Raw genomic sequence first — 12,309 nt, 5'->3', positions numbered from 1 at the left:
CCGACGAGGAGGGCCGTATCATGTCACGCATCATCGCAGGTCATTTTCAGTTGCAGGAGCAGATCGACGTCGCGCGCGCCGCGCTGAACCAGGCGGGCTTTTCCGACAGCCGCATCAGCGCCTTCTTTGTCAACCAGCCGGGGCAGCATGATCTGCACGCGCTGGGCGGCGACCGCGACATGTCGCCGGGCGCGAAGGAAACGCCGGAGGGCGTGGTGGAAGGCGTGGCCGTCGGGGCCGCCTTGGGCGCGGGCATCGGCGCGGCCACCGCCCTGGCGACAGGGCCGCTGGGTCCGGTCGTGGGGGCGCTGGTGGGCGCCCACGTGGGTTCGCTCTACAGTTTCAACAAGATGAAGGAAGCGGGCGAAGCCGAGAAGAATGGCGAAGACAACGGTGAAAACCGCCGCCAGCCACGCCATCCGGGCATGCTGATCGCCGTCGCGCTGGGCGGCCTCGACGAGCGCGAACGGGCGCTCGAGGCGCTGCACCGGCTGGGCGCCGAGCATATCGAGGAAGCGGAAGGCACGATCGCCAATGGCGACTGGCATGATTTCGATCCGCTCAGCATTCCCGTGCTGGTGGCGTGAATTGGCGCTTCTGTGGCGCAAGATGCATAAATTCCGCGCTGCATGAAATTTAGGTATGATCCTTGTTAGTATGAGTAATTATTGGTAAACAATGCCGACAGGGATAGTTTCCGCGCGCCCGAAGTGACACTGGACCAAGGTGACTGCCCGTAGTACTTGCCTCGCATGCTAACGAGTATGGATAGGAGGGCGCGTCATGACACAGGCATGGTTCATTCTGACACGGGCCGATGGGCGCGACATCTGCGCGCCCTCGCCGGCACAGCTGGCCGATGCGCTGGCCGAGGTGTACCGCGGCGGCGCCGTCACGCCGGACGGCAGCCCGGCCGCCGTCCTGTTGCGCTTTGGCTACGACGATGGCTTGATGTATCAGGTCGAGGTCGCTAGCGGAGGCGAAGTCACTTTCGAGGAATGGTCGGACCGCGATTGTGAAATCGCCCTGGCCACGCCACGCCACATGTCGGCCCTGCCGCAGGACGCGGCCCTGCAGCTGTGGCAGTGGCTGGCGCAGCGCCAGGTGGCGAAGATCCGCAGCCAGCCCTGGCAGGGCGGCTAGTCCTGCCATCAGTCCGCCCGCCTAGTGCGCCATCAGCACGGGGATCGTCATGCTTTGCAAGATCGTGCGCGTGACGCCGCCCAGGATGGTTTCGCGCAGGCGCGAATGGCCATATGCCCCCATCACCAGCAAGTCGGCCGACAGGTCGGCCGCCTGCGACAGCAGCGCTTCGCCGATATCGCCGCGCCGCACGCCTCCGCCGTCGAGCAAATGCAGCCGCGCTTCCACGCCGTGGCGCGCCAGGTAGTGCGTCAGTTCCGCGCCCGGCTGTTCGCCGTGCTCGGCGGCATGTACCTGGGCGTCGAAGATGGCCACGTGGACTTGTCCGGCGCGCTGCAGCAGGGGCAGGGCGGCGCTCACGGCGCGGCTCGCTTCCTTGCTGGCGTTCCAGGAAATGAGCACATTGCGCGCGGCCGCCGGCGGCGCCAGCCGGGGCAGCGGCGGCGCATACGGCACGATCAGCACGGGACGGCCCGAATGCAGCAGCACATAGGCGGGAAAGTCGCGCATCACGGACGGCGATTTATCGCTGGCATTGTATTGACTGATGACAACCAGGTCCGCATAGCGGGCCAGCAGGCTGATGCCGCCCGCCGCCTCGTCGTCGAGCACGCGCTGCTCGAACGAAGCGACGCCGGCCGCGCGCACCTGCGCCTCGAAACCGTCGAGGGCGCGCGTCGCCCGCTCGCGCAGAAAATTGAGGTGCAAGCTCAGGTTCGGGTCCGCATCGAGGTCGGGCTGGTTCTGGTACAGCAGGCGCGACACGCCCGTCAGCGCCACGCCCGTCAGGTGGCCGCCGCACGCCTGGGCGATGCTGGCCGCCGCGTCGATGCGGGCGGCGCGCCCGGCGCTGTCGTCGACGTGGAGCAATACGGTCTTGTATGTCATGGCCTGTCCTCTCGCTGTGCAGTAGTGGCCATTCTGGCACAGTCCCGGGTGCCGGCCGCGCACGACTGCGGCCGGTGCTTGTTGCCTCAGCTCATGGCGATGATGATGATGTCGGCGTCGCAGTTGCGGTAATGAATCACGATGACGATGACGCGCCGCAATTGCGCCGCCTTTTGCGCCACCTCCAGCATGGCGCGGCTGGCGCGGTTCTTCATCGTCACCTGCACTTGCGAGGCATCGCTGACGGGGATGCCCATGGCTTTCAGCGCCGCTTTCGGGTTGGCCATCAGGGCCAGCGCATGCTGTGGATCGAGCTCCGCCTGATGCACGGATTCCACGTCGCTCATGCCGGGATTGATATCGTTGAACAAGTCCCTCAATGCTTCTGTGTCGTCCTGGATTTCCATCGCGTTCTCCCTGTGAGTCTTACCGTCAAGCAAGGTTTGCACGACCTGCCTGTCGAGGTGCCATCACCTCTTTGAGGAGTATAATTTTGATAATTGTCTCTGCATGGATGCAGCGCAGACGGACGCTGCAATACGCAGGCTCAGCCTTTGATCTGGCGCAATGCCCGCTTCAAAAGTGCCACCTACACTTGATCCCACGCAGAACAACCATAACAAGCGGGGAGAGACAGCAATGAAGGAACAAAAGGTAGCACTGGTCACGGGCGGCATGGGCGGCCTGGGCACGGCCTTGTGCCGGCGCTTGCATGGGGCGGGCTTTGCCGTCGTGGCGGCGCATACGCCGGGCAATGCGCGGGTGGGCAGCTGGCTCGACGAGCAACAGGCGCAGCAGTATTATTTCCACCCGCTGGCCGTCGACGTGAGCGATTTCGATGCCTGCAGCGAGGCCGTGGCAAGCGTGCTGGCAAAGTTCGGTCGGATCGACGTGCTGGTCAACAACGCCGGCATCACGCGCGACCAGAGCATGCGCAAGATGGAATTGCCGCACTGGGCCGAGGTCATGCGCACCAATCTCGACAGCCTGTTCAACATGAGCAAGCAAGTGCTCGAACCGATGCTGGCCAACCGCTGGGGCCGGATCATCAATATCTCGTCCGTCAATGGCCAGAAGGGCGCGTTTGGCCAGTGCAACTATGCGGCCGCCAAGGCGGGCGTGCACGGCTTCAGCAAGGCGCTGGCGCTGGAAGTGGCGCGCCACGGCATCACCGTCAACACGGTCTCGCCCGGCTACCTGCGCACGCAGATGGTGACGGCCGTGCCGGCCGATATCCTGGAAACGAAGATCCTGCCGCAGATTCCCCTGGGCCGCCTGGGCGAGCCGGACGAGGTGGCGGCCCTGGTCGCTTACCTGGCGTCCGACGAGGCGGCCTTCGTCACGGGCGCGAATATCGCCATCAATGGCGGGCAGCACATGAGTTGATCCGGCATGCAGCCGGATACTTGAAGCAGGGCAATGGCAGTAGAGGAGACCCGTCCACCCAGCCGGCGCACAGAAGCTGGCGGGGGACGCAAGGCAGCAGCAAGGAAGGAAAGCAGGGGGCAGGGCAGCGATGCCTTGCCCTTTGTCATGCAGCAACGGCTGGTGACATGCCGCGCCGCTGCCCGGCCTAGCGCTGGGCTTTTTCCAGCCGCGTCTGGCAATCGATGCACAGGCGCGCTTCGGGACGCGCATTCAGGCGCGACAGGCCGATGGCTTCGCCGCAGTTGTCGCACAGGCCGTAGCTGCCGTCGGCAAACTTGGCCAGCGCGTGCTTGATGATGGCCAGCTGCGCCACGTTGTGTTCGGCCGCTTCGCTGACGAGGGCATTCAAGGTGCGCACGCTGGCGTTGTCGGCCGGCGAGGCTTCGATTTCATTGAGCAGCGAGGCGCGCGCGTCCGCTTCGGCCGCTTCATTCTCGATCTGTTCCAGCAACGCCAGCTTGCGTTGCTCCAGCACGCCCTGCAGGCGCTGCAGCTGGTCTTGCGGCAATCCATTCATGGCCATCACCCGTTAAGAGTCTGTCCTATATGGTAGTCCAGGATGGGCGACTCTGCTTGCGCTACCACCCGCGCCGCGTTTGACGCGGCGCAGGCTGGCAGCGGCCGTTCTATGCTGGTTCTTTCAGGCAGTTGATCATCCAGGCGACGCCGAACTGGTCTTTCAGCATGCCGAAGCGCTTGGCCCAGAATGTTTCCGCCAGGGGCATCTGGATGGTGCCGTCGCGCGCCAGCGCGTCGAAGGCCCGTTCCGCCTCTTCCGGCGTGTCGACGGTCAGGCAGATCGCGCTGCCGCTCATGCCCTTGGCGCCCTCGTCGCAGCCGCCGTCCGAGCCCATCAGCATGGTCGGCCCCAGTTGCACGGAGCCGTGCATGATCTTGTCGTACCAGTCTTCCTTGACTTGCTCCTGGGCCGGCGAGCCCCGATACGGCATCAGGCACAGGTCGCTGCCATGCAGGTGCTGGCGGTAATATTCCAGCGCTTGCGCGCAGTTTCCATCGAATTGCAAATACGGTTCGATACGCATGTTGGTCTCCTCTGGTCATCGCCCCGCAGGCACGATTGCCAGGCGGGGACGTCCCAGTATAGGCGCTTGCCAGCCGATTTCAATCAGTCCGGCGCCATCTCTTGCAGCCGCTCACGCACCTTGCCCAGGGCGCCGAGGATGCGCTCGGGATTGCCGGCGAGAACGGCGCTGCCCAGGTGCAACAAGCTCGTCGCCAGGCTGATCCAGTGCCGCACGTCGTCGTTGCGGGCGATGCGCAGGCGCACCGTGTCGAGCAGGCCGCTGAGCTGGCGCTGCGCCGTTTCCAGGCCCGCCACCGTGTGCCCGGCCGCATCGGCATACAGCTGGTTGGCTTGCTGGCGCAAGGCCACTTCCAGGGCGAAGACGGCTTGCGCCTGGCTCAGGCTGATGCCGTTTCCCCCCTGGCTGGCGCGCTTACGGATGGCGCGCATGACGGCGCCGTGCAAGGTGACGGCCGCCTGCGACAGGCTGTCGGCCAATTGCTCGACGCGCATGGCACTGCTGAGAGCCGCTTCGCGGCGTTCGCTGCCTACCGATCCGTCCATCTTGCCTCCGTGGTGGTGAGGGCGGCGGCGAGCTGGGCGTGTTCGCGGCCCAGTGCCGCCAGTTGCCGGCGCGCCAGGGTATGGCGCAGGCCAGCCAGGCGGTATTCCTCGGTCTTGCTTTGTTGCATGTTTTTCGCCAGCACGGCCAGCAGGCGCTGCTGCGGCGTGTCCGCATACGCGATTTCCACGTCGAGCAAGCCGAGCACCATGTCGCGCTCGTTGTCGCCGCTCTTGTCGTACAGCGCCAGCAAGCTGTCGAGCGCGGCCAGCAGGGCTTGCAGCGGCGCATCGCCCTCGTGCAGCACTTGCGCCAGGTGCGCCTGCTGGCTGGCCGCGCCGCCCAGGCGCGATAGTTGCTGCAGCAACAAGGTGTAGGCGCTGACATGGCGGTCGTCGATGCCGCTGCCCGGCCAGGCGCGGATGGCGGCGCCGGCGCCGGCCAGTTCGGACTGCACGTCATACGCATCGGCATCGGCCAGCCGGCCCAGCGCCTGCAGGTACAGGCGCACGGCTTGCGCCAAACGCGCCACGTCCGCCTGTGCGGCGCGGCGCTGCGCATCGAGCAGGCGCTCGCGCGCGTCTTCGGCCGGCGACAGATAGGGGCGGGCGCGCTGGTAAGTGTCCACGTGGCGCTGCGCCAGTTCGTTGAAGGCGGTCAAGGCATCGGCGCCGGCAGCCAGGGCGCGCACTTGCGCCAGCTCGGGGCGCGCAGTGGCGCAGCCGCACAGCGCGGCAGCCAGGAAGAGGCTCAGGTACAGCTTCAGGCAAAGGGCGCGGCGATGGCGGGCGGGCAGGGTGGACACGGCACCTCTCGACAGGAAATACTGTATGGAAAGGTATTGTCGTGCCGGCTTGCGCCGGCCGCCTTGTGCGGGCGCAAGCGCGCTGCGATCAGGCGCCCAGCGTGCCCGCTGTGCCCGTCAATTGCTCGCGCCAGCCCAGTCCCGCGACGGTATCGCTGGCGGGGCGGTATTCGCAGCCGACCCAGCCTGCGTAGCCGACCTGGTCCAGCAGTTTGAACAGATGGCGGTAGTTGATCTCGCCCGTGCCCGGTTCGTGGCGGCCCGGCGTGTCGGCGATCTGGATGTGGCGGATCAGGGGCAGCAGGGCGCGGATGGTGTTGCTCAGTTCACCTTCCATGCGCTGCATGTGATAAATGTCGTATTGCAGGAAGACATTGCCGCGCTGGCAGTCGGCGATGATGTCGGCCGCCTGCTGGCTATGGTTCAGGAAGTAACCGGGCATGTCGTAGCGGTTGATCGGCTCGATCAGCACGTTGATGCCATGCGGACGGCAGGCGTCGGCCGCATATTGCAGGTTGGCAATCAGGCTTTGCCGCGCCCGCTCCAGGCTCATGCCGGGCGGCACGATGCCGGCCATGCAGTGCAACTGCTTCGCCCCCAGCGCCAGCGCGTAATTGAGCGCCAGTTGCACGTTGCCGCGAAATTCCTCGCCCCGGCGCGGATCGCAGGCGATGCCCCGCTCGCCGTGTTCCCAGTCGCCGGGCGGGAAGTTGAAGAGGGCCAGATGCAGCTGGTGGCGTTCCAGCCGCATGGCGATCTGCCGCGCCTCGACGGCATAGGGGAAAAGAAATTCGACGGCATCGAAGCCCGCTTCCCTGGCGGCGGCAAAGCGGTCCAGGAAGGGCAGTTCGGTAAACATCATGCTGAGGTTGGCAGCGAAGTTCGGCATGGCAGCACGCAGGTGAGGATGATGGGCACTATCCTAGCCCAAATCGGCAAATGGTGGCGTGCATAAAAAAACCGTCCCAGGAGCAAGTCCTGGAACGGTTTTATTGTATTTTTAATACAGGTAAACGGGGCCTGAAAGCGTAGCGAGCGGGAGTGATATTGCGTCGAGTCGCGCAGCCGTACAAGAGTACGGCGAGCAACGCAAACGCCATAGCGCCCCGCGCAGTAGCTTTAATGCCGCGTTTTAGCGGCCGCGGCCGCCGGAGCGATGGTTCGCCGCCGAACGCGGCGCATTGCCCGAACGGTTGCCGCCGCCACCGCCGCCCGATGGGCCGGCGCTGCGTGGCTTGGCGCCGCTGCCGCCCGTTTTCACGCGCACCACGGCGCCCGCTGGCGCGCGGCTGTTGTTGCGGTGACCACCGGTGCCGCTGCGCAATTGCACAGGCTGGGCGCGGGCGTTCAGGTCCGGCTCGAAGCCTTCGATGACTTCGCGCGGCAGGGTTTGCTTGATCAGCTTTTCGATGTCTTTCAACATTTCGTGCTCATCCACGCAGACCAGCGACACGGCTTCGCCCTTGGCGCCGGCACGGCCCGTGCGGCCGATACGGTGCACATAGTCTTCCGGAATGTTCGGCAAGTCGTAGTTGACGACGTGCGGCAACTGGTCGATATCGATACCGCGCGCGGCGATGTCGGTGGCGACCAGCACTTGCAGGGTGCCATCCTTGAACTCGGACAGCGCGCGCGTGCGTGCCGACTGGCTCTTGTTGCCGTGGATGGCCAGGGCGCCGATGCCGTCCGCGCCCAGCTGCTCGACCAGTTTATTCGCGCCATGCTTGGTGCGCGTAAATACCAGCACTTGCGTCCAGTTGTTCGATTTGATCAGGTAGGACAGCATCGGGTGCTTCTTGTCGCGGTCGACGGGATGGATCTTTTGCTTGATCACTTCCACGGTCGAATTGCGGCGCGCCACTTCGATCATGGCCGGCTTGTTCAGCAAGCCGTCGGCCAGGGCCTTGATCTCTTCCGAGAACGTGGCCGAGAACAGCAGGTTCTGGCGTTTTGGCGGCAGCACGGCCAGCACTTTCTTGATGTCGCGGATGAAACCCATGTCCAGCATGCGGTCGGCTTCGTCCAGGATCAGGATTTCCACTTTCGACAGGTCGACGGTGCCCTGGCCCATGTGGTCCAGCAAGCGGCCCGGCGTGGCGACGAGGATGTCGACGCCATGTTTCAGTTGCTTGATCTGCGGGTTGATGCCGACGCCGCCGAAGATCACGGCCGAGTTCAATTTCGTGTACTTGCTGTAGGCGCGCACGCTTTCCTCGACCTGCGCGGCGAGTTCGCGCGTCGGTGCTAGGATCAGGGCGCGGATCGGGCGCGTCGAGGTGTTGCTGGTGATGGCCGCGCCATTGGCGTCGGTCGACAGGCGGTGCAGCACGGGCAGGGTGAAGCCGGCCGTCTTGCCGGTACCGGTTTGTGCGCCGGCCAGCAAGTCGCCGCCAGCCAGCACGGCGGGAATCGCCTGCGACTGGATCGGGGTCGGCACGGTGTAGCCGTGTTCGGTAACGGCACGTACGATAGCGTCGGACAATCCGAGGGAGGAAAAGGACATGGTAACTTTATTGTGAGATCGGCCTGTCGCCATCGTGGGGCGCCAGTCGCAGGCAATCAGATTAGGGGTCGAAAGACAGCGGCAAGGGGACTGGTCATATGTGCCGCACACGCGAAGTATAACAGCATGGCAAAAACGCGCCTGTTTTGTTTCAGGTTTGCAATGCCGCAAGTAAAGAAAAATGCGGCAAGGGCGCGCTGCCCCGGCGTAAATCTGGGTAGAATTCCCGCCTGCCCCCCTTGCGCGGGGGGATCGCCGCGCTGCCGGGGTTCTTGTTCCTGGAGGAATACCATGCGCATTGCCGACCTTCGCATCGCCACCCGCCTGTACGGCGGCTTCGGCGCCATTGTCTTGCTGCTGGCCGTCCTGGTCGCAGTAGCCACCTTGAATTTCTCGAAACTGGCCGACGCCAACGCCATCAATACCCATACCTACCAGGTGCTCGGTGAAAATGACGCCATCCTGGAAAGCCTGATCAATATGGAAACGGGGCAGCGCGGCTACGTGATCACGGGCGCGGAGGCGTCGCTGGAACCCTACACCGTGGGCAAGACTTCGTTTCGCAGCCACCTCGACAAGACGCGCGCCTTGACCAGCGACAATCCTGTCCAGCAGCAACGCCTGGCGAAACTCGATGCCGCCCAGCAAGCCTGGCTGGCCGGCGCGCTCGACCCCGTGATCGCGCTGCGGCGCGCCGTGGCGCAAGGCACGGCCCCCATCGAACCCGTGCTGGCGCTGGAAAAAGAGGGCCGGGGCAAGCAGGGCATGGACGCCATGCGCGCGTTGCTGAAGGAAGTGGGCGACGCGGAAACGGCGCTGCTGGCGCAGCGTTCGCAGGCGCTGGCGGGCTTGCAGGCGCAGACGCGCTGGGTCTTGCTGGGCGGCGGCGCGGTGGCCGTGTTGCTGGCCGGCATGATCGCCATGTGGCTGGCCAGAAATATCAGCCGGCCCCTGCGTTCGGCCATCGAGGTGGCCAGGCAGGTGGCGCAAGGCGACTTGACGGTGCCGGTGGCGGTGGGCTCGAAGGATGAAACGGGCGAGCTGATGCAGGCCTTGCAGGACATGACGGCCAGCCTGCTGCGCATCGTCACCGAGGTGCGCAGCGGCACGCAAACCATCGCCACGGCCTCGCGCCAGATCGCTTCGGGCAACCTCGACCTGTCGGCGCGCACGGAACAGCAAGCCAGTTCGCTGGAAGAGACGGCGTCGTCGATGGAAGAACTGACGGGCACGGTCCAGCAGAATGCGCAGAACGCCCACGAAGCCAATGGCCTGGCCGCGTCGGCCGAGTCCGTGGCGGGCAAGGGCGGCGCGGTGGTGGCGCAAGTGGTCGACACCATGGGCTCGATCAACGATTCCTCGCGCAAGATCGTCGACATCATCGGCGTGATCGACGGCATCGCCTTCCAGACGAATATCCTGGCCTTGAACGCGGCCGTGGAAGCGGCCAGGGCGGGCGAGCAGGGACGCGGCTTTGCCGTCGTCGCCACGGAAGTGCGCAACCTGGCACAACGTTCGGCTAGTGCCGCCAGGGAAATCAAGGCCCTCATCAACGATTCCGTGGCGCAGGTGGAGAGCGGCGCGCGCCTGGTCGACGAGGCGGGCCGCACGATGCACGAGATCGTCGACAGCGTGCACAAGGTCAGCAGCATCGTCGGGCATATCTCGGCCGCCAGCGACGAGCAGCGCTCCGGCATTGAGCAAGTCAACCGGGCCATCGGCCAGATGGACCAGGTGACGCAGCAAAACGCTGCGCTGGTGGAAGAGGCGGCCGCGGCGGCCGAAGCCATGCAGGAGCAGGCGGCCCGCCTGGCCGACGCCGTGGCCGTGTTCAAGACGGCGCAGGCGGCCGCCACGCCGGCGCTGGCGTCCCGGCCCGCCGCGCGCCGTCCCGTGCCGCTCAAGGCGGCGCGCGCCGCCGCCCGCCTGCCCGCCAAGGGGGCGCAGCCCCATGCGCGGCAAGTTTCGACCAAGAAACAGCGTCCGGCGGACGATGCGTGGGACGAGTTCTAGGGCGCCAGTGCATGCGACAGGTGTCGCAAATAGCGCTTGCGTGCGTGTGACTGTTGTCGCATAATTGTGTCAACAGTCACTAGAAGGAATCGCCATGAGCACGCCCTCCGTCACCGAACTATCGTTACTGAAAGCCTTGTGGAAAGAGCAGCCGCTGTCCGCGCGTGAATTGCACGCCCGCGTGGAAGAGGAGCTGGGCTGGTCGTTTTCGTCCACGCGCAAGACCGTGGAGCGCATGCTGGACAAGGGCATGTTGCTGCAGCGCAGCGTGCATGGCGTGCTCGTGTATGAAGCCAACGCGGACAAGGTGGCCACCCTGGCCGCGTTCGCCCATGACTTCGGCCGCCGCGTGATGGAAATCGACAGCCCCTTGCCGGTCAGTATGTTTACAGGCAGCAAGCTGGTGGACCAGCAGGAACTGGCGGCGCTGGAGCAGTTGCTGCAAGACTGGCCTCTGGACGGCAAGGAGTAAGCGATGAGCTTGTTTCCCCTGACCTTGCTGCAGGCGACGGCCGCCTGCCTGCTGAGCGGCTGGCTGCTGCAAGGCTTGCTGTACCTGGCGCAACGGCGCTGGCCCGCGCTGGCGGCCCAGCGCAGCGTGTGGCTGGGCGCCCAGCTGGTGCTGGCTGCCGCGTTCGTGCTGCCGCTGCTGCCTGACGCGCGGCAACTGAGCGTGGTGCCCGAGCTGAGCGTGCCCGTTTCCCTGGCCAGCGCAGCGTCCGGCGTGCCGCTGGCCGTGGATGCGCCAGCGGCCGGGCTGCCATCCGGCGCTTCCTGGCTGTCCCTGGTGCCGGCGGCCTGGGTCCTCGTCTATCTGCTGGGCGTCGCTTGCACGGCATGGCGCTGGCAGCGCGGCCGCGCCACGTTGCGCACCTTGCTGCAGCTGGCGCAGCGGCGCCGCCTGCATGGCACGGATGTGCTGGAAGTGGATGCGCCGATCTCGCCGATGCTGGTGGGCGTGTGGCGGCCGCGTTTGCTGCTGCCGGCGCACCTGGCGCAATTTACGCCGGAACAGCAGCAGATGGTGATCGCCCATGAGCTGACCCATGCACGCCGCCGCGATCCCATGCTATTGCTGCTGGCCACCATGCTGCAGGCGTTGCTGTGGTTTCATCCGGCCGCGCGCTGGCTGGCCGGCAAGCTGGCCTGGGCGCAGGAGCTCGGTTGCGACCGCCAGGTCCTGGCCGGCCGCCCCGCGCGCCAGCGCCAGCAATATGCGGCGGCGCTGGTCAAGCAGCTGGGCTTGCAGGCCCAGCCGCTGCCGGGACTGGCGTTTGGCGGCGGCGGCATGGCCGAGCGCCTGCTGCGCATGCGCGACGGGCAGGAGCGGCTGCCTCCCGCCTTGCGGGTGCTGACGGTGCTGCTGTTGTGCGCTATCGGCGCGGCCAGCCTGGCGCTGCAGCCGGCACTGGCGTGGACGGCGGCTGCCGCGCCGGCAGTCATGCCCGCCGCGCCAGCCCCGGCGCCCACCGCCTGGCGCAATCCCCTGGATACCATGCGCGTGACGGGCTTCTTTGGCGTGGTGCGCGAGATCACGCCGCAAGGCCATGGCGGCATCGATCTGGGCGCCAGGCGGGGCACGCCCGTGCATGCGGCGGCCGACGGCATCGCCAGCGTCAGCGAGGATGCGCGCCTCGGCAAGGCCGTGCGCATCGACCATGGCGGCGGCGTCGAATCGCTGTATGCCCATCTCGACCGGGTCACGCTCACTACCGGCATGGCCGTCACGGCGGGGCAGTCCATCGGCACGGTGGGCGCGACGGGCCTGGCGACGGGGCCGCACCTGCATTTCCAGGTCACCCGCAACGGGCGCCTGCAGGATCCGCAGCAGTGGCTCGCGGGCCTCGACGCCAACGCCAGCGCGCGGGCCCTGCGCATGCGCAAGCAGCAGTTCGGCCGCTGACGCCTGTTTTTGACTGCAGGCCGGGCGGGTGCGGCGCGCC

The 12,309-nt window shown here is 66.2% G+C and carries 14 protein-coding genes; 6 read left to right on the top strand and 8 right to left on the bottom strand.

The annotated features are described in order from the left end of the window. Positions 1 to 20 precede the first annotated feature (20 nt). On the top strand, positions 21 to 587 hold the full coding sequence (locus VPH40_RS20810; protein WP_099664866.1) for a glycine zipper domain-containing protein: 567 nt from the start codon (positions 21 to 23) through the stop codon (positions 585 to 587). Between the two features lie 196 nt (positions 588 to 783). After that, a complete protein-coding gene (locus VPH40_RS20805) occupies positions 784 to 1,143 on the top strand; it encodes a hypothetical protein (protein ID WP_077401630.1) in 360 nt (119 codons plus the stop codon). A gap of 21 nt (positions 1,144 to 1,164) precedes the next feature. On the opposite strand, the gene VPH40_RS20800 is transcribed toward VPH40_RS20805, so the two are convergent. Next, a complete protein-coding gene (locus tag VPH40_RS20800; RefSeq protein WP_305061311.1) occupies positions 1,165 to 2,031 on the bottom strand; it encodes a universal stress protein in 867 nt (288 codons plus the stop codon). Positions 2,032 to 2,117: 86 nt separating this feature from the next. After that, complete coding sequence (locus tag VPH40_RS20795) at positions 2,118 to 2,438, bottom strand: hypothetical protein (RefSeq protein ID WP_150130844.1); 321 nt, start codon at positions 2,436 to 2,438, stop codon at positions 2,118 to 2,120. A gap of 232 nt (positions 2,439 to 2,670) precedes the next feature. Here VPH40_RS20795 and phbB point away from each other — a divergent pair, with 232 nt between their 5' ends. Then, positions 2,671 to 3,417 carry an acetoacetyl-CoA reductase gene (gene phbB, locus VPH40_RS20790; protein WP_289899229.1) on the top strand — a complete coding sequence of 249 codons (747 nt, stop codon included), beginning with the start codon at positions 2,671 to 2,673 and terminating at the stop codon, positions 3,415 to 3,417. A 187-nt stretch (positions 3,418 to 3,604) separates the two neighbouring features. Here phbB and VPH40_RS20785 read toward each other — a convergent pair whose 3' ends face one another. From VPH40_RS20785 to VPH40_RS20760, 6 genes are all read right to left on the bottom strand, one after another. Then, complete coding sequence (locus VPH40_RS20785; RefSeq protein WP_251350759.1) at positions 3,605 to 3,976, bottom strand: TraR/DksA family transcriptional regulator; 372 nt, start codon at positions 3,974 to 3,976, stop codon at positions 3,605 to 3,607. Positions 3,977 to 4,085: 109 nt separating this feature from the next. Continuing rightward, on the bottom strand, positions 4,086 to 4,502 hold the full coding sequence (locus VPH40_RS20780; protein ID WP_289899228.1) for a VOC family protein: 417 nt from the start codon (positions 4,500 to 4,502) through the stop codon (positions 4,086 to 4,088). A gap of 83 nt (positions 4,503 to 4,585) precedes the next feature. Next, the gene (locus VPH40_RS20775; RefSeq protein WP_099664860.1) at positions 4,586 to 5,047 is read right to left on the bottom strand and encodes a hypothetical protein; all 462 of its coding nucleotides are present in this window, start codon (positions 5,045 to 5,047) and stop codon (positions 4,586 to 4,588) included. Next, positions 5,032 to 5,850 carry a hypothetical protein gene (locus VPH40_RS20770; RefSeq protein ID WP_328574385.1) on the bottom strand — a complete coding sequence of 273 codons (819 nt, stop codon included), beginning with the start codon at positions 5,848 to 5,850 and terminating at the stop codon, positions 5,032 to 5,034. The genes VPH40_RS20775 and VPH40_RS20770 overlap by 16 nt, the downstream gene beginning before the upstream one ends. 88 nt (positions 5,851 to 5,938) lie before the next feature. Beyond that, complete coding sequence (gene otnI, locus VPH40_RS20765) at positions 5,939 to 6,739, bottom strand: 2-oxo-tetronate isomerase (protein WP_251350756.1); 801 nt, start codon at positions 6,737 to 6,739, stop codon at positions 5,939 to 5,941. 243 nt (positions 6,740 to 6,982) lie between these two features. Further along, positions 6,983 to 8,353 carry a DEAD/DEAH box helicase gene (locus tag VPH40_RS20760; protein WP_099664857.1) on the bottom strand — a complete coding sequence of 457 codons (1,371 nt, stop codon included), beginning with the start codon at positions 8,351 to 8,353 and terminating at the stop codon, positions 6,983 to 6,985. A gap of 291 nt (positions 8,354 to 8,644) precedes the next feature. On the opposite strand from VPH40_RS20760, the gene VPH40_RS20755 reads away from it, so the two are divergent. The 3 genes from VPH40_RS20755 to VPH40_RS20745 all read left to right on the top strand — a co-directional run bounded on the left by VPH40_RS20755 (position 8,645) and on the right by VPH40_RS20745 (position 12,269). Next, on the top strand, positions 8,645 to 10,366 hold the full coding sequence (locus tag VPH40_RS20755) for a methyl-accepting chemotaxis protein (RefSeq protein ID WP_328574384.1): 1,722 nt from the start codon (positions 8,645 to 8,647) through the stop codon (positions 10,364 to 10,366). A gap of 94 nt (positions 10,367 to 10,460) precedes the next feature. Next, a complete protein-coding gene (locus tag VPH40_RS20750) occupies positions 10,461 to 10,838 on the top strand; it encodes a BlaI/MecI/CopY family transcriptional regulator (RefSeq protein ID WP_099664854.1) in 378 nt (125 codons plus the stop codon). A 3-nt stretch (positions 10,839 to 10,841) separates the two neighbouring features. Then, the gene (locus VPH40_RS20745) at positions 10,842 to 12,269 is read left to right on the top strand and encodes a M23/M56 family metallopeptidase (protein ID WP_328574383.1); all 1,428 of its coding nucleotides are present in this window, start codon (positions 10,842 to 10,844) and stop codon (positions 12,267 to 12,269) included. Positions 12,270 to 12,309 lie beyond the last annotated feature (40 nt).

The sequence above is a fragment of the Janthinobacterium sp. P210005 genome, from assembly GCF_036231865.1.
Taxonomy (GTDB): Bacteria; Pseudomonadota; Gammaproteobacteria; order Burkholderiales; family Burkholderiaceae_D; genus Janthinobacterium; species Janthinobacterium kumbetense.
This window is presented reverse-complemented; position numbering and strand designations above follow the sequence as displayed.